General features: G+C 60.1%; 17 protein-coding genes and 1 tRNA gene. 6 read left to right on the forward strand and 12 right to left on the reverse strand.

Annotated features, from left to right (window positions below; all coding sequences use genetic code 11):
• Positions 1 to 261: 261 nt before the first annotated feature.
• Positions 262 to 2,169 (reverse strand): phosphodiesterase DibA, encoded by a 1,908-nt coding sequence (gene dibA, locus BLP82_RS28295; RefSeq protein ID WP_092176295.1) that lies wholly within the window; start codon positions 2,167 to 2,169, stop codon positions 262 to 264.
• Between the two features lie 144 nt (positions 2,170 to 2,313).
• Here dibA and desA point away from each other — a divergent pair, with 144 nt between their 5' ends.
• Both desA and BLP82_RS28305 read left to right on the forward strand, forming a co-directional pair.
• Entirely contained in the window at positions 2,314 to 3,498 is a 1,185-nt protein-coding gene (desA, locus tag BLP82_RS28300; protein ID WP_092176300.1) for a delta-9 fatty acid desaturase DesA, read from the forward strand.
• 327 nt (positions 3,499 to 3,825) lie between these two features.
• Positions 3,826 to 4,815 carry a GGDEF domain-containing protein gene (locus tag BLP82_RS28305; RefSeq protein ID WP_092176304.1) on the forward strand — a complete coding sequence of 330 codons (990 nt, stop codon included), beginning with the start codon at positions 3,826 to 3,828 and terminating at the stop codon, positions 4,813 to 4,815.
• Between the two features lie 59 nt (positions 4,816 to 4,874).
• Here BLP82_RS28305 and BLP82_RS28310 read toward each other — a convergent pair whose 3' ends face one another.
• The 3 genes from BLP82_RS28310 to gabD form a co-directional block, all read right to left on the reverse strand.
• Complete coding sequence (locus BLP82_RS28310) at positions 4,875 to 6,092, reverse strand: HDOD domain-containing protein (RefSeq protein WP_092176308.1); 1,218 nt, start codon at positions 6,090 to 6,092, stop codon at positions 4,875 to 4,877.
• 146 nt (positions 6,093 to 6,238) lie between these two features.
• Positions 6,239 to 7,516, reverse strand: a complete 1,278-nt coding sequence (gene gabT, locus BLP82_RS28315; protein WP_092176312.1) for a 4-aminobutyrate--2-oxoglutarate transaminase — start codon at positions 7,514 to 7,516, stop codon at positions 6,239 to 6,241.
• 173 nt (positions 7,517 to 7,689) lie between these two features.
• A complete protein-coding gene (gene gabD, locus BLP82_RS28320) occupies positions 7,690 to 9,132 on the reverse strand; it encodes an NADP-dependent succinate-semialdehyde dehydrogenase (RefSeq protein ID WP_092176317.1) in 1,443 nt (480 codons plus the stop codon).
• Between the two features lie 349 nt (positions 9,133 to 9,481).
• Here gabD and BLP82_RS28325 point away from each other — a divergent pair.
• The 3 genes from BLP82_RS28325 to BLP82_RS28335 all read left to right on the forward strand — a co-directional run bounded on the left by BLP82_RS28325 (position 9,482) and on the right by BLP82_RS28335 (position 11,434).
• A tRNA-Arg gene (locus tag BLP82_RS28325) sits at positions 9,482 to 9,558 on the forward strand.
• A gap of 327 nt (positions 9,559 to 9,885) precedes the next feature.
• Positions 9,886 to 10,662 (forward strand): response regulator, encoded by a 777-nt coding sequence (locus BLP82_RS28330; RefSeq protein WP_092176322.1) that lies wholly within the window; start codon positions 9,886 to 9,888, stop codon positions 10,660 to 10,662.
• 1 nt (position 10,663) lies between these two features.
• Complete coding sequence (locus BLP82_RS28335) at positions 10,664 to 11,434, forward strand: sensor histidine kinase (RefSeq protein ID WP_092176327.1); 771 nt, start codon at positions 10,664 to 10,666, stop codon at positions 11,432 to 11,434.
• A gap of 205 nt (positions 11,435 to 11,639) precedes the next feature.
• Here the strand turns inward: BLP82_RS28335 and BLP82_RS28340 are convergent, their stop codons facing one another.
• The 5 genes from BLP82_RS28340 to BLP82_RS28360 all read right to left on the reverse strand — a co-directional run bounded on the left by BLP82_RS28340 (position 11,640) and on the right by BLP82_RS28360 (position 16,535).
• Positions 11,640 to 12,257 (reverse strand): hypothetical protein, encoded by a 618-nt coding sequence (locus BLP82_RS28340; protein WP_092176331.1) that lies wholly within the window; start codon positions 12,255 to 12,257, stop codon positions 11,640 to 11,642.
• Complete coding sequence (locus BLP82_RS28345; protein ID WP_092176335.1) at positions 12,254 to 12,826, reverse strand: RNA polymerase sigma factor; 573 nt, start codon at positions 12,824 to 12,826, stop codon at positions 12,254 to 12,256. The genes BLP82_RS28340 and BLP82_RS28345 overlap by 4 nt, the downstream gene beginning before the upstream one ends.
• Positions 12,827 to 12,994: 168 nt before the next feature.
• A complete protein-coding gene (locus BLP82_RS28350) occupies positions 12,995 to 14,671 on the reverse strand; it encodes a vWA domain-containing protein (protein ID WP_092176340.1) in 1,677 nt (558 codons plus the stop codon).
• A gap of 176 nt (positions 14,672 to 14,847) precedes the next feature.
• Positions 14,848 to 15,429 carry a hypothetical protein gene (locus BLP82_RS28355; protein WP_092176345.1) on the reverse strand — a complete coding sequence of 194 codons (582 nt, stop codon included), beginning with the start codon at positions 15,427 to 15,429 and terminating at the stop codon, positions 14,848 to 14,850.
• Positions 15,430 to 15,536: 107 nt separating this feature from the next.
• Complete coding sequence (locus BLP82_RS28360; protein ID WP_092176350.1) at positions 15,537 to 16,535, reverse strand: zinc-dependent alcohol dehydrogenase family protein; 999 nt, start codon at positions 16,533 to 16,535, stop codon at positions 15,537 to 15,539.
• A gap of 107 nt (positions 16,536 to 16,642) precedes the next feature.
• Here BLP82_RS28360 and BLP82_RS28365 point away from each other — a divergent pair, with 107 nt between their 5' ends.
• Positions 16,643 to 17,521 (forward strand): LysR family transcriptional regulator, encoded by an 879-nt coding sequence (locus BLP82_RS28365; protein WP_092176384.1) that lies wholly within the window; start codon positions 16,643 to 16,645, stop codon positions 17,519 to 17,521.
• A 5-nt stretch (positions 17,522 to 17,526) separates the two neighbouring features.
• On the opposite strand, the gene BLP82_RS28370 is transcribed toward BLP82_RS28365, so the two are convergent.
• The 3 genes from BLP82_RS28370 to BLP82_RS28375 all read right to left on the reverse strand — a co-directional run bounded on the left by BLP82_RS28370 (position 17,527) and on the right by BLP82_RS28375 (position 19,767).
• Entirely contained in the window at positions 17,527 to 18,840 is a 1,314-nt protein-coding gene (locus tag BLP82_RS28370; protein WP_092176354.1) for an MFS transporter, read from the reverse strand.
• Between the two features lie 38 nt (positions 18,841 to 18,878).
• Positions 18,879 to 19,052 carry a hypothetical protein gene (locus BLP82_RS31295; protein ID WP_170842390.1) on the reverse strand — a complete coding sequence of 58 codons (174 nt, stop codon included), beginning with the start codon at positions 19,050 to 19,052 and terminating at the stop codon, positions 18,879 to 18,881.
• Positions 19,053 to 19,206: 154 nt separating this feature from the next.
• Complete coding sequence (locus tag BLP82_RS28375; protein ID WP_092176358.1) at positions 19,207 to 19,767, reverse strand: YbhB/YbcL family Raf kinase inhibitor-like protein; 561 nt, start codon at positions 19,765 to 19,767, stop codon at positions 19,207 to 19,209.
• Positions 19,768 to 19,849: the final 82 nt, after the last annotated feature.

Below are 19,849 nucleotides of genomic sequence, written 5' to 3' on the forward strand. Positions count from 1 at the left end.
TGCTAACGCCTCGGATATTTCCGCTTGCCTCGATGCAAGCTGAGCCGACGCCTTCGCGAGCAAGCTTGCGACAGCGGAGTGTTTGATCGTTCCCACGCTCCTGCGTGGGAACGCAGCCAGGGACGCTCTGCGTTCCGCTTCTGAATGTGACGCAGAGCGTCACGGGATGCATTCCCACGCGGAGCGTGGGAACGATCAAAACTGTGGGAGCGAGCTTGCTCGCGATAGCGGTGGGTCAGTCAACATCAATGCCACTGACGATCAAGCAATGACCGGCGCGCAGTCCCAATCCAACTGCGCCGCCGCCACCGGCCGACCAAACCAATAGCCCTGCCCCAGCTCACACGCCTGCCCAAGCAAAAATGCCGCTTGTTCACGCTGTTCAATGCCCTCGGCATGCACCTGCATGCCCATGCTGTGGGCCAGGGCGATGATCACCCGGACGATCGCCGCGTCATCCTCATCCCACGGCAACCCCGCGACAAAGCCCTGATCAATCTTGAGCTTCTGAACCGGCAAGCGTTTGAGCCGCAGCAACGACGAATAGCCCGTGCCGAAATCGTCGATGGCCAGGCGCACGCCCAATTCCCGCAGGCGGTGCATCTGCTCCAGCGCCACCTCCGGGTCTTCCATCACCGCGCTTTCCGTCACTTCCAGCTCCAGGCAGGCCGGATCCAGGCCCGTGTCGTGCAGCACCTGGGCAACCTGCTCGTACAATTCGCGATGGGCAAACAACCGGCTCGAGACGTTGACGGCGACGAACGACAACGCCACGCCCGCCTGCTGCCACCGGCACATCTGCCGACAAGCCTGGTCCATGACCCAGGCATCGACCTGGGCAATCAGGCCGGTACGCTCGGCGATGGGAATGAACTCGGCCGGCGACACCAGCCCCCGCGTGGGATGCTCCCAGCGCACCAGCGCCTCGACACCGATCAGACGGCTGCTGGCCAAGTCGTGTACTGGCTGGTAATGAACACGCAACTCCTGCTGCTGCAGCGCGCGACGCAGTTCGAAGGCAATTTCGACCCGTTGCTGCGCATGGGCGGTAAGTTCTTCGGTATACAGGGCGTAGCCGTCGCGTCCGGCGCTCTTGGCCTTGAACAACGCCGAATCGGCATTGCGCAACAGTTGCCCGGCGTTCAGGGCATCACCGGGAAACAGGCTGATGCCGATGCTGGCGTTGATGAACAACGCGTGCTCATCGAACTGCAGCGGTTCTTTCAAGGCGTCGAGGATGCGCCGGGCCAACGCCGCGGCCTGGCCAGGCTGGGAACAGTTTTCCACCAGCACCGCAAACTCGTCGCCCCCCAGCCGGGCCAGGGTCACGCCCGGGGCAAACAGCCCGCGAAATCGCTCGGCCACGCCTTTGAGCAACTCGTCGCCAACGTTGTGGCCGAGGCTGTCATTGATGTTCTTGAAGTGATCCAGGTCCACCAGCAGCAGGGCACAGCCGCGCTTGTGCAACTGCGCCGACGCCAGGGCCTGCTCGGTGCGGTCGGAAAACAGCAGGCGGTTGGGCAAGCCGGTCAGCGGGTCGTGATGGGCCAGGAAGGCCAGTTCGTGCTCGGAATCCTTGATGGCGCTGATGTCCGAAAACACCGCGACATAATGGCTGACTTGGCCGTTGTCATCGTGAATGACGCGGATCGTCTGCCATTGTGGGTAGATTTCACCACTTTTACGCCGATTCCAGATCTCGCCGCTCCACTCGCCCAGATTGACCAGGGCGGCAAACATGTCGCGATAGAAATCCGGCCCATGGCGACCAGACTTGAACAGATTCGGGCGCTGGCCCAGCACTTCGTCCCGGGCATAACCGGTGATCGCCATGAAAGCCCGGTTCACATGCACGATCAAGCCGTTGCGGTCGGTCACCAGCACCCCTTCGCGGGTGCAATCGAAGACCGCGGCGGCCTGGCGCAGGCGCTCGCGATCGGCACCGTGCTCGCCCTTGGCGAAAAACCGCGAGATCCGCGCCCGGACCAGGAAGATCAACCCGGCGCTAAACAGGACCCAGGCATACCCGTTGATCAGGAGCCAGCGCTGCCTGTCCGCGAATTGATCGAAGAAACTGCTCAATAAATAACCAGTCAGCTGCAACCAGACGACTGACAGTACGAGGTAAAGCAGCGCTACGCGCATGGCACTGCGTTGATAGGCAGGCATTCGGCCATCCATGTCCTTACAAAGAGGTGGATTATAGAGGAAGAAACATTCAGCCACTCTTATCTGAAAGGCCGACTGGTTTTATCTGTGGGGCTGGTGATAATGCAACGGCGGTTTCTATCTTTATCGAGGGCCCTACAGCCTATGTGGTACGAAGGTTTTCTTGGCTTGTCGGCCTGGTCACTGGTGGCAGTCACCCTGCTGATGACCCACGTCACGATCATTGCCGTCACGGTCTATCTGCACCGTTATTCGGCCCATCGCTCCCTGGAGCTCAACGCCGGTCTCAAACATTTCTTCCGTTTCTGGCTGTGGCTGACCACGGCGCAGAACACCCGCGAGTGGACCGCCATCCATCGCAAGCACCACGCCAAATGCGAAACCGAGGATGACCCTCACAGTCCGGTCATCAAGGGTTTGTCCACCGTGCTGCGCAAAGGCGCCGAGCTGTATCGCGCCGAAGCGGAAAACCCGGAAACCCTGCGCATCTACGGCAAGAACTGCCCCGACGACTGGATCGAGCGCAACCTCTACAGCCGCTTCCCGCTGCTGGGCGTGGCGATCATGGGCGTCATCGACCTGCTGCTGTTCGGCACCATCGGCATCACCATCTGGGCCATCCAGATGATGTGGATCCCCGTCTGGGCCGCTGGCGTGGTCAACGGCCTGGGCCATGCCGTGGGCTACCGCAACTTCGAATGCCGCGACGCGGCGACCAACCTGGTGCCCTGGGGCATCCTGATCGGCGGCGAAGAACTGCACAACAACCACCACACCTACCCCAACTCGGCCAAGCTGTCGGTACGTAAATGGGAGTTCGACCTGGGCTGGGCCTGGATCCGGGTGTTCAGTTTCCTGCGCCTGGCCAAGGTCCAGCGCGTTGCGCCGATCGCCCACCGGGTCGAAGGCAAGGGCCACCTGGACATGGACACGGCCATGGCGATCCTCAACAACCGCTTCCAGATCATGGCGCAGTACCGCCGCCTGGTCATCGCGCCGCTGGTCAAGCAGGAACTGGAAAAGGTCGATCACTCGGTCCGTCACCAGTTCCACCGGGCCAAACGCCTGCTGTCGCGGGAGACCAGCCTGCTGGACGACCGTCACCACGTGCGAATCCAGAACATGCTCGAACACAGCCAGGCGCTGAAGGTAATCTACGAGAAACGCCTGGCCTTGCAGCAGATCTGGGTCAAGACCAGCAGCAACGGCCATGACATGCTAGCGGCCATCAAGGAATGGGTCCACGAAGCCGAGGCCAGCGGCATCCAGTCCCTGCGGGACTTCGCCGACCAACTCAAGACCTACTCGCTACGGCCTGCCACGGCCTGACAAGATCACTGTGGTGAAGGGCTCCTGTGGCGAGGGGATTTATCCCCGCTGGGCTGCGAAGCAGCCCCTGGATCCTGATGCCTCGGGGTGTCAGATCAATTGAGTTGACTGCTTTGGGGCTGCTACGCAGCCCAGCGGGGATAAATCCCCTCGCCACAGGTTCAGTACTCATGACGTGATTGGCTGAGTTTCCCCCCGCCCTTCGTCGCCTGAAAAGGAACTTCGCCCCGAATCCCCTATCTCAAAGAGCACTTCGCCATCCAGGCGGGATTTGGAGAAAAGTGCGTGCGAAACAACAGCAGTGCACGCTCTTTGAGATTTGTGCCGATGGTCGACAAGAACCTACAGGATTACTCCCTACCTCATTGGCCCGAGGCGGCCCAGACGCTCATGGCGCTGATGCACGCCCAGGGCGAAGTGGCGCGCCTGAGCGAACGTGAGCAACTGTTCAGCTCGCTGCTGGTCAGCGTCAATGCCGTGCTGTGGGCGTTCAACTGGGAAACCCGGCAAGTGTTGTATGTCAGCCCCGCCTACGAACGGATCTTCGGCCGCCCCGCCGGCCTGGTCCTGGCTGACTACAACGAATGGCGCGACGCAATCTACCCCGACGACCTGGAGTACGCCGAACGCAGCCTGGCCGAAGTCCTGGTCAAAGGCGCCGTCGAAGATCGTGAGTACCGCATCATCGCCGGCGACGGCCAGGTTCGCTGGCTGAGCGACAAATGCTTCATCAACCGCCAGGCCGAGCCGGGGCAACCGGTGATCGTGGTCGGCATCGCCGAGGACATCACCGAAAAGAAGCTCTTGGAAAGTGAGCTGCAGCGATTGGCTACCACCGATGTGCTGACCCAGAGCAGCAATCGCCGGCATTTTTTCGAATGCGCCCACCGTGAGTTCGAGCAGGCGCGGCTACAAGGGACGCCCATGGCCTTCCTGTTGCTGGACATCGATGACTTCAAGGTGATCAACGACACCTACGGTCATCAGGAAGGCGATACCGTGCTGCAGAAGATCGCCGAAAGCGGCCGGTCCGTGCTTCGACGCGGCGACCTGTTCGGGCGGATCGGCGGCGAAGAGTTCGCTGCGGTGTTCCCTGGCTGCGCCCCCGACATGGCATTGCAAGTGGCCGAGCGGTTGCAACGGGAAATCCAGCGCCTGATGTTCCGCTGCGGCGAACAGACCTTCGGCATTACTGTCAGCCAGGGCCTGACCGCCATTACCCCCGAAGACCCGTCCCTCGACAGCCTGTTCTCCCGCGCCGACGCGGCCATGTACGAGGCCAAGCGCAAGGGGAAGAACCGCATCATCGCGGCTTGACGCCGCTGTGCAGTTGAGCCCAGTCATGCAGCGGATCCCACAGGGGTCAGGCGGCGGTGCTACTTGCGGCGCAACCGCATCAGTTCCGGCAACCCGATCTTCAGCAACCGCGCCGTGCGCCCCTGGGCCAGTTCTTCAAGCCCTTCATGCTCGGTCAGATGGGCCATCTGCGCCGCCATGTTCATCACCAGCGCCTCGCGGGAATAAACCCCGCCACCCAGGCTATAGGCCGCCGCGATCAACTCACGCAACTCCAGCGGCAGGCGCCAGCGAGTGCGCAGTGCCGAGCCGAAGCCGGCGCCGTATTGATCGAGGGCGTTCCCGACTTCTTCCAACTCATCCAGTTCGCCCCCCGCCTGCGTCCATTCTTCCAGGCAACGCAGCAGCGCCAGATCGCCCAGGCGATGCAACAGCCCCGCGCAGTAACAACGCTCCGGTTCCAGATCCAGCAACCGTGCCAGGATCCGAGCGTACTCGGCGGAGTGCAGTGACAATTCCCAATAGCGCTTGGCATAGTCCGCCAGACAGGGAACGGTGAGCCGGGCGCAGCGCTTGAGGGTCAGGCCGAGGATCAGGTTCATGCTTTGCCCGGTGCCGAGCTGGTGCAGCGCCTGGGCCACAGTCTGCACCGGGCCGCCACCCTGATGCTGGGCAGCGCTATTGGCCGCCGCAATCAGCACCCCGGTGATTTGCGGGTCGGTGCGAATCTCTTCTTCCAGCAGTTTCAGATCCAGGCCCGTGGGGTTGAGGCAGCGCTTGACCGCCACCTGCACATCGGTCATCAGCGGCGCGCCCTCGGACAGGTCACGCCGTCGCTCCAGAAAGGCTATCAGGGTCAGCCCCGGGCCCGGAACCGGCACATCGCCGGCGGTTTCTTCAGTGCCACTCAACAGCAACCCTTGCAGACGCAGGGTCAGGCTTTCCCGGTTCAACGGTTTGGTCAAATACGCCGTCGGCGCCAGTGGAACGACCTCACGCACACTGGCGCTGTCGTTACGTCGACTCATCAGAATGAACGGCAATGGCGTAGCTCGATGCTGTTGGCGAAGACCACGCAGGATTGTCAGGCCATCGACACCCGGCAGCTCCCAATCGGCGATGACCAGGTCGTACGCGTTATGGGCCAGCAAATCCAGGGCCTGCTGCCCCTCGCCGCAGGTGTCCACTCGGGCATCGCAGCGCACGCCTGACAACACTTGCTCAAGCAACTCCCGGGACGCCGGGTCGGCCTCCGCGATCAACACACGCGGTACAGCGGGTAAAACCACAGCAGTCATGCAACATCGCTCCCTTGCCATACATGCACCTTAGACAATGAAGGCCGTTCCAGACAGCTCAAACCTGCGGGATATGCCCGCGGACATGAAAAAACCCGCCGAAGCGGGTTTTTTTGTGGATCAGTGCGCAGTCAGCGTTCGTCAGATCAGAGCTCGGAGAAACACTCTTCGATGATCGCCAGGCCTTTGTCCAGTAGCTCGTCCGGAGAGGTCAGCGGCACCAGCACCCGCAGAACGTTGCCGTAGGTGCCGCAGGACAGCAGGATCAAGCCCTTGTCACGCGCCTTGGCCACCACCTGGGCCACGGCGGCGGCGTTCGGCTTATGGGTGTCGCCGTTTTCGAACAGCTCCACGGCGATCATCGCGCCCAGGGCACGGACCTCACCAATGACCGGGTATTTTTTCTGGATAGCCTTGAGGCCCGTGACCAGACGCTCGCCCACAGCCTTGCAGCGGTCCAGCAGGTGCTCTTCTTCAAACACCTCCATCACCGCCAACGCCGCCGCACAGGCGATCGGGCTACCGGCGTAGGTGCCGCCCAGGCCACCTGGGGCGATGGCATCCATGTACTCGGCCTTACCGCACACACCGGCCAACGGGAAGCCGCCAGCGATGGATTTGGCGAAGGTGGTCAGGTCGGCGGCAACGCCCATCTGCTCCATGGCGAAGAAGGTGCCGGTACGGCCGGCGCCGGTCTGCACTTCGTCAGCGATCAGCAGGATGCCGTGCTGGTCGCACAGGGCGCGCAGGCGCTTCATGAATTCCTTGGGCGCCACATAGAAACCACCCTCGCCCTGTACCGGCTCGATGATGATTGCAGCGATGTCGCGCGGCTCGGCGTCGTTCTTGAAGATGCGTTCGATGCTGGCGATGGAATCGTCGATGCTCACGCCATGCAGTTCGTTCGGGTACAGCGCGCGGAAGATACCGCCGGGCATCAGGCCCATGCCGGCCGAGTACGGCACGACTTTACCGGTCAGGCCCAGGGTCATCATGGTGCGACCGTGGTACGCGCCGGTGAAGGCGATCACACCGGCACGGCCTGTGGCGGCGCGGGCGATTTTCACGGCGTTTTCCACCGCTTCGGAACCGGTGGTGACCAGCAGGGTTTTCTTGGCGAAATCACCCGGAACCTTGGCGTTGATTTTTTCGCACAGTTCCACGTACGGCTCGTAGGCCAGGACCTGGAAGCAGGTGTGGGTCAACTTGTTCAACTGCGCGGTCACGGCGGCGATGATTTTCGGGTGCACGTGACCGGTGTTCAGCACGGCGATACCGCCGGCGAAGTCGATGAATTCACGACCTTCAACGTCGGTCACCGTGGCGTTCTTCGCCGACTCGGCAAAGATCGGGTGAATCTGGCCGACGCCGCGTGGAACAGCGGCGGTGCGGCGGGCCATCAGGTCTGCGTTGGTCTTGCTCATTAAAATGTCCTCATTCGCCGCTCATCGGTCGGCGTAGTTCAAGGAATACATGGCGGGGAGACAACGGCGACAGCATGCGATGATCGACTGCCGCAGCGTTCCGGCCACAGGAAACAGAACGGGTGAAACGCGCAAAGGGACAGCGCTCTCGTGCCCTTTGCGCTTGAAGCGGATCAGATACCCAGGCAGAGGTATTTGATTTCCAGGTAATCCTCGATGCCGTACTTGGAGCCTTCACGGCCCAGGCCCGAGGCCTTGATGCCGCCGAACGGCGCGACTTCGTTGGAGATCAAACCGGTGTTGACGCCGACCATGCCATATTCCAGGGCTTCAGCCACACGGAACACACGGCCCAGGTCGCGGGCATAGAAGTACGAAGCCAGGCCGAACTCGGTGTCGTTGGACATCGCGATCACTTCGGCTTCGTCTTTGAAGCGGAACAGCGGCGCCAGCGGGCCGAAGGTTTCTTCCTTGGCCACGGCGGCGTTCTTCGGTACGTTGGTCAGGATGGTCGGCTCGAAGAAGTTGCCTTCCATCGCCTTGCCGCCCGACAGCACGGTCGCGCCTTTGCTGACCGCATCGGCAATGTGCTCTTGCACCTTGGCGACCGCTTTCTCGTCGATCAACGGACCGGTGGTGGTGCCGTCGTCCAGGCCGTTGCCGATCTTGAGCTTGGCCACCGCCACTTTCAGTTTCTCGGCGAAGGCGTCGTACACCGAATCCTGGATGTACAGGCGGTTGGCGCAGACGCAGGTCTGACCGTTGTTGCGGTATTTGGAAATGATCGCGCCTTCGACGGCCTTATCCAGGTCCGCGTCGTCGAACACGATGAACGGCGCGTTGCCGCCCAGTTCCAGGGAAACTTTCTTGATGTCCTTGGCGCATTCGGCCATCAGCTGGCGACCGATCTCGGTCGAGCCGGTGAACGACAGCTTGCGCACGATCGGGTTGCTGGTCAGCTCGCCGCCGATATCACCGGCGCTGCCGGTGACCACGCTCAACACGCCTTGCGGAATGCCGGCACGGTGCGCCAGCTCCACCAGGGCCAGGGCCGAGAACGGGGTTTGCGATGCAGGCTTGATGACCATGGTGCAACCGGCAGCCAGGGCTGGACCGGCCTTGCGGGTGATCATCGCGGCGGGGAAGTTCCACGGGGTAATGGCCGCGGTCACGCCGATCGGCTGCTTGATCACGATCAGGCGCTTGTCGGGCTGATGGCCGGGAATCACGTCACCGTAGATGCGCTTGGCTTCTTCGGCGAACCACTCGATGAACGAGGCAGCGTAGACGATCTCGCCCTTGGCCTCGGCCAGTGGCTTGCCTTGTTCCAGGGTCATCAGGCGACCGAGGTCGTCCTGGTTTTCGATCAGCAATTCGTACCAGCGGCGCAGCTTGTTGGCGCGTTCCTTGGCGGTCAGTGCACGCCAGGCCGGCAGTGCCTTGTCGGCGGCTTCAATCGCACGACGGGTTTCAGCGGCGCCCATCTTCGGCACCGTGCCCAACACTTCGCCCGTCGCCGGGTTGGTAACCTTGATCGTCTGGCCATTGTCCGCATCGACCCAAGCGCCATCGATAAAGGCTTGCTGGCGGAACAACTGGGTGTCTTTAAGCTGCATGTCGGCTTTCCTTAACAGCACCGCGCGCGCGCGGAGCGAATTAGATTTGTAGAAAGGCGCCTCGGGGGCTGCCGTCAGGGAAATCATTCACCGGGCTGAAGCACAGAAATAACGCACATAAGCACAGACGTGCGGTTCAGCACCCAGACAAGAGCGTTTGAAATCTCAAACGAATCCTAGGGCCGATGGGGGTGAAGGACAATAGCCTGTTCGAAAAAAAGAACGAAAAAAACGAATTTGCCTGCTTTTTCTGATCAGCGTAGCCAACACCCGGCGAGCTGCCCAAAAACACAGGCGATTCAGCAGCATGGACGCCCGCCATGCATATGAGTATCATGGCGCCCGCGTCGCACCAGTAGCTCAGCTGGATAGAGTACTGCCCTCCGAAGGCAGGGGTCGTGGGTTCGAATCCCGCCTGGTGCACCATCTTCAGAATCAAAAGCCCCAGGTCGCGAGACCTGGGGCTTTTTTGTGAGCTTTCGTTCAATAATCCTGAGAGTCCTCGTTGCCTCCCCTTTACGGCGGGAGCGGTTGAATTGCAACAGTCAGAAATCGTACACGCCCAGAGTAAAACCACAGCTTGGCATCCGAATTTATCTATGCGGAGCTGAATCATCCCCTGCAGGCATATGTAAACAACAAGTCGCAAAATCAGCCTCAAACGCACTTTTCGGCAGCATCTGAAAGCCAACAGCTACCGTTTACACAAAAAAATAGTATCATAACGCCACTACTTTACGCTGTGGTGTCTATATGCTGACCTTCGCAAAGAAAAAAATCTGTAGAGTTTATGCCAGATTAAAAGCCCCGAAAACTTACCCAGACAAACTAAGCCTTAACATATCGGATTTTTTGTCAAAACCCATCTCACTAAATATTGCAATAATAGACGACGAAGAGTTTGTGTACAAAGATGCCATCCTAAGCAAAGGCCACAAAGTTGTTCAGTATGAAAGCTACTTTATAAAAAAACCTCGAAAGGACAACCTAATACCAATTGACCTATCTAAATACGATATAATTCTCTGTGACATCAATGGCGTTGATGCTGGGGTGTACGCTGGGTCAGATGGCCTCAGTGTAATGAGTGACATACGCGAAAAATACCCTCTTCATGTAATAGCTGCATATACCGGAAGCCCCGGATCAATTTACAAACGAGAGAGTTTCAAAACTGACCTACTAGATAAAATATTTAGCAGAGACTGGGAAGTCGATGATTTCCTATTGAACCTACAGCGCTTGACAGATATTTTTATAAAACCAAAAGATCGCTGGAACTTTATAAAAAAGAGACTTTGCTATCTTGGCGTAGATGAGGAAAAAATAGATAAGGTTAGAGTCGTATTCTCTGAAAATATTCTTTATGGAAAAATGCTGAACGAAAAATTCAAGTTTTCGGCGGAAGAATCTTACGCCGCCGTGTCTGACTCCGAAAGCCGCATAGATATTTCCGAGCTGACAAATTATGGAATTACAGCAATAAAAATTGGATCTCTTCTTAAACCAGCTTTTACAGGGACGCCCTAACATGTCAAAAATTGAGATGTCAGATCTAATGGAGCGGTACAGATCAATATCCAGAACCATACAGAATGATATTCAGAACTGCTCAAGAGTAGTAAATACCATTATAACCAGGGACGAGCCGACTAGTAAGACAGCTGCTGATCTGAATAGCACATTAGATATCCTTGAAAACATGAGGGATGCGTGGGGTAATTTTTCCTCCTGGATGCTGGCAGTCACGCTTGATGACTTAGAGGAAGCACGGAAAAATTGCGCACCCGGTGTAATTGACATTAAATCAAAACTATTCAGATCCAAAAAGAAAATCGAAAAAGAACTCAAACTAAAGCGCCTTAAAATAAAAATAGAGCAAGAAGACCAAGCTGTTATCAATACCTACATACCTTATTTCGAACAGCTGTTGGACTTACTTATTGGAAATGCGGCAAAATATTCGAACGAAGGCGGGAACATCGATATATCTTACTCCAGAAATGCCCATAGCAATGGGCTGATTGTATCCATTTCATCCATAGGCCCCATGGTTGAAAAATTTGAGATTCCGTTTTTATGCAACGACGGCTATCGCGGTGACAAAGCAAAAAAAGCGACTACCCAAGGCCAAGGAAAAGGCCTCTTCATTGCAAACAAAATTTGCGATTTAATCCATGCGAAATTAATATTCATTCCGAACTCGCGGTCAAATTTTGAGATTAGCGGCGTACCTTATTCCAATTTCGAAGTTCAAGTAATATTCCCTGATGATGTGCCCTCTCAATCTCAGCAACCGTAGAAATTTTTAGCGATTGTCTTTATAGTTTTTCTGTCCTGAGCTAAATCTTTATCTATGCCAAGCCAAGACCACCGATAACCTACCCTCTTATATTATCTACAAACTTCAACCTACAAATAATATAAGAGGGCCTTTAATGGTTTTGGGGCTGCTGCGCAGCCCAGCGGGAGCAAGCTCCCTCGCCACGGACGCTGGCAGTATTCTTTCAACGCTTGCGCAACGCCTCCAAACGCGCAGGCAAATCCTCCTTGGGAAAGCGTTTTTGCAACGCCAGCAGTTTCTCATCGGCGGCCTTGCTCTCGCCCGCCTCGCGCAAGCGCAGGATCTCCATCAGGCCTTGCTCCAGCGATGGCAGTGCAGCCGGCGACGATTTGCTCATTTTCGCCGCGGGCTTTTCCGCCAAGGACTGCACAGGGCTTGCCGGGGCCCGGGCCAGTTCGCCCTGGGGCGCCATGGGGGTGATCGGGGCCGGAGCGGGCATGGCCGGTGGTGGTGCAGCGGCAACGGCAGGCGCTTGCCGATCGGCGGAAAACTCCATCGAGGCGGGTGAGGCCAGCTCCTCGTGGGGCACGGGAGAGCGCATTACCAGGCCGATCATCAGCGCCACACCGGCGATAGTGGCGAATGCCATTTGCCAGCGCGGCCGTTGGCAGGCTTGCAGCCAGCGTTGCCACAGGCTTGGCGCGGGCGTCGGGGCTTCGCGACGGGCGGTGGCCAGGATGAAGGCGTCCAGGGAAGCCGGCGGCTCGCCGCTGGTGTGTTGGCGGAAATGCTCGATCAGCACTTCGTCGTCGGGATCCGGGGTGTGTTTGGGGTCAATCATGCGGGTACCTCCTCGGCCAGCAGTCGCTGCAATTTCTGCTGGGCGTAACGCAAGCGGCTCTTGACCGTTTCCAGCGGGGCGCCGGTCAGGGCGGCAATCTGCGGCAGCTCCAGGTCGCCGTGCAGGCGCAGCAGGAAGACCTCTCGCTGATCCTCGGGCAAGGCCTGCAACGCGGCGTCGAGACGCGCCTGGTCGCGGCTCAGGCTCAGCTGTTGCTCGGGGCTGCTGGTGTCGTCGGGCTGGACGTGCAATTGCTCGTCATAACTGTCGTGCAACGGATTGTGGACACCCTGTTTGCGCCAGTGGTCGATCAAGCGGTTGCGGGCAATCTGGAACAACCAGGTACGAAAACTCGCCCGGCCTTGTGGCTGGGTGGCGCTGCGAATCAGGCTGAGCCAGGTGTCCTGGAAGATTTCCTCGGCCAGTTCGGCCTTGTTGCTCAAGGATACGAGGAACCGGTAAAGCCCCAGTCGATGACGTGCGTACAGGACCTCGAAAGAAGCCCCGTCGCCGTCGCGGTAGCTGGCCAGCAGCAATTCATCACTGGGGGGATCAAGCGGAGCGGGCATGGGGGTGGCGAACTCCTTTCGATGTGGAACACGGTCTTGCAGATTGCGGATGACGCTGTGGGAGCCGGGCTTGCCCGCGAAGGCGGCGTGTCAGATAACACTTCCTTGCCTGACATGCCGCTTTCGCAGGCAAGCCAGCTCCCACAGTTGATCCCGTTGTGTTCAGAATCACTGTTTGACCGTGGGTTTCAGGCTCTGCGCCAACTCGACCAATTGCACAAACTCTGCGCGCAAACCAAACGGGTCATCACCTCGGGCGGAGCGAGCCAATTGTGCGGTGTCCTTCAAGCTCATCGCCCCAGTGTAACGCCCATCACCCTTGAGCTGCTGGGCGAAGGCCGCCACGGCGGCGGAGAAACGCAGGTCATCGCTAGGCTTGTCGTCGTTCTGCACGCCAGTAATCGGATGCTCGATCAATCGACTGCTACCACCCTCAGCGGGCTTGTAGCGTACGCGCAACATCGCCAACTCCCCTGACTTGCCATCCTGCTTGGGTGTGTTGGCATAGCGCAGCGGCTCCAACCAACCCGGCTGGCCTTTCGGGATAATTTCATACAACGCCGTCACCGTATGCCCGGCGCCGATCTCGCCTGCGTCGACCTTGTCGTTGTTGAAATCCTCACGCTTCAACGCGCGGTTCTCATAGCCCAGCAGTCGATACTCACTGACCTGGGCGGGGTTGAACTCCACCTGCAACTTCACGTCCCGGGCGACCACCGCCAGGGTGGAGCTGAGCTGGTCCACCAGGACCTTGCGCGCTTCGAGCAGGTTGTCGATGTAGGCATAGTTACCATCACCAGCGTCGGCCAATTGCTCCATCAGGTGTTCGTTGTAGTTATCCACACCGAAGCCCAGTGTCGTCAGGGAGACGCCGCTTTTGCGCTGGTCCACCGCCATCTGCTTGAGGCTGACGAAATCACTGACGCCGACGTTGAAGTCGCCATCGGTGGCCAGCAGGATGCGGTTGATGCCTTTGTCGATGAAGCTCTCCCGCGCCATCTGATAGGCCAGTTCGATACCCGAGGCCCCAGCGGTGGAACCACCGGCGTCGAGTTGATCGATGGCGTTGCGGATTGCCACCTTGTCGCGACCCGAGGTGGGCTTGAGCACCACCCGGGATTCACCGGCATAGACCACCAGGGACACCCGGTCCTGATCGCGCAATTGGTCCACCAGCAGTTTCAGCGTGCTCTTGACCAGCGGCAGGCCTTCGCGACGGTCCATGGAGCCGGAAACGTCCACCAGGAAGACCAGGTTGGCCGGCGCCAGGTCCGCCACGGCGCGGTCGCTGGCCTTGATGCCGATGCGCAGCAGGCGGGTGTGGGGATTCCACGGTGAGGGGGCGACTTCGGTCGTCACACCGAAGGGTGAACCGTCGGTGGGCAGGGCGTAGTCATACGGGAAATAATTGACCATTTCCTCCAGCCGCACCGCACCTTCGGGCGGCAGGCTACCTTGGTTGAGGAACCGTCGCACATTGGCATAGCTGCCGGTATCGACATCCACGCTGAAGGTCGACACGGGTGTTTCGGCCACGCTATGGATGGGGTTGTCCGGCAGCTTTTCGTACTGTTCACGCGGTTCGGCACGGTAACCCGCGGCAATGGCATCGTTCGCCACGCTGGGAGCGGGCATCGATGCCGGCTTCATGAGCATGCGCTTGACCGTCGACTGGGGCCCTTGGGCGATCTCGCCTTGTGGCACCACGCTGGGCGCCACAGGCACCGGCTCGGACGGCTGGGCAGCCTCTCGGGAGGAAGACAACCCACAACCGGCCAACGCCACCAGCAAAGTCACGGCGAAGCCCTGGGCAGCAGGACGCATAAAGGGAAATGGACGGGACATGGGCTGAACCTCGTGAATGAATGATCCGTTCACAGAGTCAGACGCAACGCGCACGGGGTTCGGGTTAACGACCAAAAAATTTTTTTGAAGCGCCGCAAAGACAAGACTGGCCACCCCCGCGTGACCAGGTCGTTACCGCGATTGAAGCCATCGCCTGCACGCTGCAGCAGGCATGGCTAGCGGGACGGAATGCCCCGCAGATCATCGGCGATGAAGCCGCTCAACTGGCCGGTGTAATAGTCTTCGACATCGGAGTTGCCTCTGTTCGTCAGGGCGCCCGCGATGCCTCTCATGGCCTCGAGTTGCCCGATCGCCCCACCCGGCATCAGCCCCTGGCGGGCCTGGGCAAAGTGCAACACCTCGACACCGGCCTTCTTCACCTTGACCTGATAATTGAAATCGACACTGGCCAGATACGTACCGTCGGCGACGATTTTGTTCATGAAACCACCTTGAGTGTCTTGAATACGGCGCGCATAGACGGCGTTGACGTCCAGCAAATAGTCAGCGGTTTCCTTGCTGGAGGCATAGCGATTGCCGTCGAGCAGGCGGACGATCAGGTCGGAGTGCAACTGGTCACGGACTTTTTCGTCGGGCAGAAAGCGTTCGTTTTTACCGACGACTTCAACGTTGAACGTGTCGATCCAATAGGTGGCGGTCTCGGGGATCGCCACCGGCGCAGGAGAAATGTAGTAATCGGGCTTGGAAGCGCAACCTGCCATAAGGCAGAGGGCCAGAAAGAGGGTAAAAATGCGCATGGTTGAATTCGTCCTTGAGGGGTAGCGGCATAATCGCGCCTGCATTCTACGGGGTTTGAACGAGCGCTCAAGTCAATCGACCCTTACGGAGCACGGTTCCATCCTGTTCAGCCCACAATGTCCACCACCGTTTTTCCCGCCCCGCGCCCCTCGGCTACCTGGGCAAACGCCTCATTGACGTCCCCCAGGCCAAACCGGCGCGGATCCACCTTGATCCGCAGCTGTCCTGATTCAACCAGCGTCGCCGCCTCCCGCAAGATCCACCCATGATGCTCGCGCCCCTTTCCGGTCAGTAGCGGCATCAACGTAAACACTCCGGAATAGCTTGCGCCCCGGAACGACAACGGCGCGAGGCTGTGTTGACCCCAGCCGAGGCAACTGAGCACATGGCCGGTGTAGGTCTTTACCGCGTTGAACGACGCATCCAGGGTCGCGCCGCCAACGGTGTCGTAGACGATGTCGAAGCCTTCGCCATCGGTGTACAGGCGCACGTAGCTGTCGGGGTCCTGGGTCCGATAGTCGATGGCTGAGGCGCCCAGTTCGCGGATGAAGTCCAGGCTGCTGGCCGAGCCTGTGGCGTAGACCTCGGCGCCCCGGGCCTTGGCGATTTGCACGGCCATTTGGCCGACGCCGCCCGCGCCGCCATGTATCAGCACCTGTTGCCCGGCCCGGATGTTGGCGCGGTCTACCAATCCTTCCCAGGCCGTGATGAATGCCAGTGGCAAGGCGGCCGCTTCGCGCATGCTCAATGAGCGGGGCTTGGGCGCAATCAGGCGGGCATCGACCGCGATGTACTCGGCCAGCGCGCCTTGCGCCCCGCCGATTCCGCCGGCCATGCCGAACACCTCGTCGCCAGGGGCGAAGTCATTCACGCCTTCGCCCCGCTCAACCACCGTCCCGGCCAGGTCGATCCCCAATACGGCGGGCAACGGCTGGCGTGCATGGGCACCGCCTCCCGCCGCGATCTTGGTATCCAGCGGGTTGATTCCGGCGGCATGCACCTTGATCAATACCTGGCCTTTGCCGGGAACGGACCGGGCGATGGAACGGACAATCAGCGGCGCCTGAGCGGTTTCGGCAACGGCGGCGAACATGGTGTTGTTCATGACGGTAAACCTCCAATAAGTGGGCAGGCTCATCATGCGAGCGAAGACGCATTCCGATAAGTGAGCAACAATGGATAGGATTTATTCCAGACAGAGGCTAAATGCTGATGGATCTGCTCGATGCAATGCAGGTGTTCGTGCGCGTGGTGGAGCGCGGCTCGTTCTCGGCGGTCGCCAGGGAGCTGAACCTGGGCCAACCGGCGGTGAGCAAGCAGATCCGCGCATTGGAGCAACATCTGGGTGGGGCGCTGTTTGCCCGCAGCACTCGCCATCTCGCGCTGACCGACCAGGGGCAGCGCTTCTACGCCGAGAGCAAGGACATACTCGCCAGCGTCGACGCCGCACGGCTCAGTTTCGCCAGTGGCCAGGAACAGATCGCCGGCCTTCTGCGCGTGGCGGCGCCCGTCAGTTTCGGCCGGTTGTGTATTGTGCCCCTGGTAGGCGAGTTCCTGGCCCGTCACCCACAGCTTCGTATCGACTTGAGGTTAAGCGACCAGAACGAAGATGTGCTGAAGGAAAACATCGACCTTGCCATTCGCATCGGCGCGGTGAAAAACGAGGGACTGGTGGCGGTTTCCCTCGGCGACAGCCCGCGCCGGGTGTATGCCTCCCCCGCCTATCTGCAACAGCACGGCACGCCCCTCGCACCGGCCGACCTGGCCGGCCATAACTGTTTGGCTTTTACACTGCTGGAGCATTATGACGTCTGGCGGTTCGACCAGGATGGCCGACAGCACAGCGTAACGATCAAGGGCAACGTCACCTGCAACAGCAGCGAGGCGATCCGGGAAATGGTGCTGTCGGGCCTGGGCGTTTCGCTTTCACCGCAGTGGTTGTTCGCTGCCGATGTTCGCCAGGGTACCGTCTGCCCCCTGCTGGCCGATTACCAGCCACTGGCGCTGCCCATCAGCGCCGTGTTCAGTCAAGATCGACGACGCTCGGTACGGACTCGTGCTTTTGTGGATTTTTTGCGTGAGCGTCTTTAACCGGATCAGGATTCACAAGCCAATGACGGCTGCGCCGCCTTCCCATGCCGTCCTGGAAAATACGCCGACGCAGCCACGCCCACCGCCCCCATCACCACGCAATACCCCACGCACACCCACGGGCTCCACGGCACCAGGGCGATCAGTATCAGCGGTGTCATGCTGGCCCACAGGGCATAGGCGATGTTGTAGGTGAGCGAGATGCCGGACACGCGGATCTTCGGCGGGAACAGGCTGACCATCACCGACGGCACCGCGCCGACCACACCGCAACCCAGGCCGGCCACGGCGTAGGCCACGCCCAGCCAGGCGCTGCCGCTGATCAGGCTGGCGTAGAGCACGGCGATGCCCAAGGGCAGCAGCAGGCTGTAGAGCATGACGGTGCGCCAGGCGCCGATGCGGTCGACGATGAGGCCGGCCAGGACGCAGCCGATATTCAGGAAAACGATGCCCAGGCTGCTCAGGGCGAAGGTGTGGCTGGGGGTCATGCCGAAGCTTTTCTGCATCACGGTCGGGGTGATGACCACGAACACCACCACGGCAGAGGTCAGCACGCAGGTCAGGATGGCGGCGGGCAGCAAGGCCTGGCGGTGGTCGCGCAGGACCGTGCGCAACGGCAGTTCCGCAGCGCCTTCGCGATCGGCTTGCAGGGCCATGAAGATCGGCGTTTCGCTCAGCCAGCGGCGCAGCCAGACGCCGATCACACCGAAGACGCCCCCCAGCAGGAACGGCAGGCGCCAGGCGTAATCGAGAATCTCCGCCGGCGTGTAGATCCGCGCCAACGCCGTTGCGGTCAGGGCGCCCAGCAGGTAGCCGAAGGTCAGGCCGGCCTGGAGGAAACCCAGGGCATAACCGCGATGATGCAGCGGCGCGTGTTCGGCCACGAATACCCAGGCGCTTGGCACCTCCCCGCCCACGGCCGCGCCCTGCAGGATACGCAGGGCCAGCAGCAGCAACGGAGCGAAATAGCCGATTTGCGCGTAGGTGGGCATCACCCCGATGAGCAGGCATGGCAAGGCCATCATCAGGATGCTCAGGCTGAACACGCGCTTGCGCCCCAGGCGATCGGCAAAGTGCGCCATGAGAATGCCGCCCAAGGGGCGAGCCAGGTAGCCGGTGGCGAAAATCCCGAAGCTTTGCAGCAAGCGCAGCCAATCGGGCATTTCCGGCGGGAAGAACAACTGGCTGAGGGTCAGGGCGAAGAACACGAAGATGATGAAATCGTAGATCTCCAGCGCGCCGCCCAAGGCGGCCAGGCCCAGGGTCTTGTAATCGGATCGGCTGAATCGGTCACCGGGTAGAACAGGGGTGGCAGTCATAGGCGGATTTGAACGATAAGTTGAAAGAGGGCGACGGCTCAGTCGTCGCGATCAGTGTCCACCGGTTGAACCGGTGGCTGGCCTGGCTCGGCATCTTCGGCCTCGTCGGCAGGCAGGAAATCCTTGCGGCTCCGGGCGATGGCCCGGCGCATTTCGTCGCCCTTGGTGGGGCAGTTCAGGAGGCGGGCGATGCCGTCGGGTTTCTGCGTCATCGCCATCCTCCGGCATGAGTGAACAGGGGCTCGATAGTGCTCGCTTTTGGCGCGTGATGCCAATTTTGTGTCTGAGGGGCGCCATTGTGGCGGGGGCTGCTTTGCAGCCCAGCGGGGATAAATCCCCTCACCACAGGGGTTTGCGCTGTTCGGGTCAGCGGTGGTAGCGGCGCACTACGCTGCTGTTGCGCAGGACGTGGCCTTTGATTTTTTCCATCAGTTGGGCCCGGGTGAGGCCGGCAGGGAAGGCTTCCGGCGGCAGGTCCAGGGCGAAGAGCTGGATCAGGTAGTGGTGAGCGCTGTCGCCGATGGGCGGGCAAGGGCCGATGTAGCCGTGGGTGTTCTTGCTGTTGATGCCGCTCATGCCTTCCAACGAGGACTTGGTTCCGGCGCCCGCTGGAATCTGCCGGGTGGTGGCCTTGATGCCGTAGTGGATCCAGTGGTCGACACCCTGGCCCCTCTGGCCGTCCGGGTCCAACATGACGATGGCGTAGCTGAGGGTGCCCGGTGGGCCGGCGTTCCAGCTCAAGGCCGGGGAAATGTTCTTGCCACCACAGGTGTTGGCGTCACTGGCCGCCGCCGCGGTGAAAAGACGGTCGTCCGACACGCCGGGGATACTGAGGGTAAAACGCTCCTCGGCACGGGCTGCCCCTTGTGCGCACAGCACCAGGGCGACGGCCGCCAGCCAAGGGGTGAAAATGTTCAATCGAGTCATACCGGGGCACCTTGTGCGTGTCTGGCCATGGACGGCTTGCGAACTATAGCCGCAGCGTCGCCAAGGGTGCAGTGACAATTAT

Origin of the sequence: Pseudomonas sp. NFACC37-1 (genome assembly GCF_900101575.1) — a bacterium.
GTDB classification, from domain to species: domain Bacteria; phylum Pseudomonadota; class Gammaproteobacteria; order Pseudomonadales; family Pseudomonadaceae; genus Aquipseudomonas; species Aquipseudomonas fluorescens_AA.

Bases quoted from the DNA above. Each gene is read 5' to 3' on its own strand.
- BLP82_RS28305 (WP_092176304.1), top strand. From the start codon at position 3,826: ATGGTCGACAAGAACCTACAGGATTACTCCCTACCTCATTGGCCCGAG.
- BLP82_RS28335 (WP_092176327.1), top strand. From the start codon at position 10,664: ATGTCAAAAATTGAGATGTCAGATCTAATGGAGCGGTACAGATCAATA.
- desA (WP_092176300.1), top strand. From the start codon at position 2,314: ATGTGGTACGAAGGTTTTCTTGGCTTGTCGGCCTGGTCACTGGTGGCA.
- BLP82_RS28310 (WP_092176308.1), bottom strand. From the start codon at position 6,092: ATGACTGCTGTGGTTTTACCCGCTGTACCGCGTGTGTTGATCGCGGAG.
- BLP82_RS28360 (WP_092176350.1), bottom strand. From the start codon at position 16,535: ATGAACAACACCATGTTCGCCGCCGTTGCCGAAACCGCTCAGGCGCCG.
- gabT (WP_092176312.1), bottom strand. From the start codon at position 7,516: ATGAGCAAGACCAACGCAGACCTGATGGCCCGCCGCACCGCCGCTGTT.
- BLP82_RS28375 (WP_092176358.1), bottom strand. From the start codon at position 19,767: ATGACTCGATTGAACATTTTCACCCCTTGGCTGGCGGCCGTCGCCCTG.
- BLP82_RS28350 (WP_092176340.1), bottom strand. From the start codon at position 14,671: ATGTCCCGTCCATTTCCCTTTATGCGTCCTGCTGCCCAGGGCTTCGCC.
- BLP82_RS31295 (WP_170842390.1), bottom strand. From the start codon at position 19,052: ATGACGCAGAAACCCGACGGCATCGCCCGCCTCCTGAACTGCCCCACC.
- BLP82_RS28330 (WP_092176322.1), top strand. From the start codon at position 9,886: ATGCTGACCTTCGCAAAGAAAAAAATCTGTAGAGTTTATGCCAGATTA.
- gabD (WP_092176317.1), bottom strand. From the start codon at position 9,132: ATGCAGCTTAAAGACACCCAGTTGTTCCGCCAGCAAGCCTTTATCGAT.
- BLP82_RS28365 (WP_092176384.1), top strand. From the start codon at position 16,643: ATGGATCTGCTCGATGCAATGCAGGTGTTCGTGCGCGTGGTGGAGCGC.
- BLP82_RS28340 (WP_092176331.1), bottom strand. From the start codon at position 12,257: ATGATTGACCCCAAACACACCCCGGATCCCGACGACGAAGTGCTGATC.
- BLP82_RS28345 (WP_092176335.1), bottom strand. From the start codon at position 12,826: ATGCCCGCTCCGCTTGATCCCCCCAGTGATGAATTGCTGCTGGCCAGC.
- BLP82_RS28370 (WP_092176354.1), bottom strand. From the start codon at position 18,840: ATGACTGCCACCCCTGTTCTACCCGGTGACCGATTCAGCCGATCCGAT.
- dibA (WP_092176295.1), bottom strand. From the start codon at position 2,169: ATGCCTGCCTATCAACGCAGTGCCATGCGCGTAGCGCTGCTTTACCTC.
- BLP82_RS28355 (WP_092176345.1), bottom strand. From the start codon at position 15,429: ATGCGCATTTTTACCCTCTTTCTGGCCCTCTGCCTTATGGCAGGTTGC.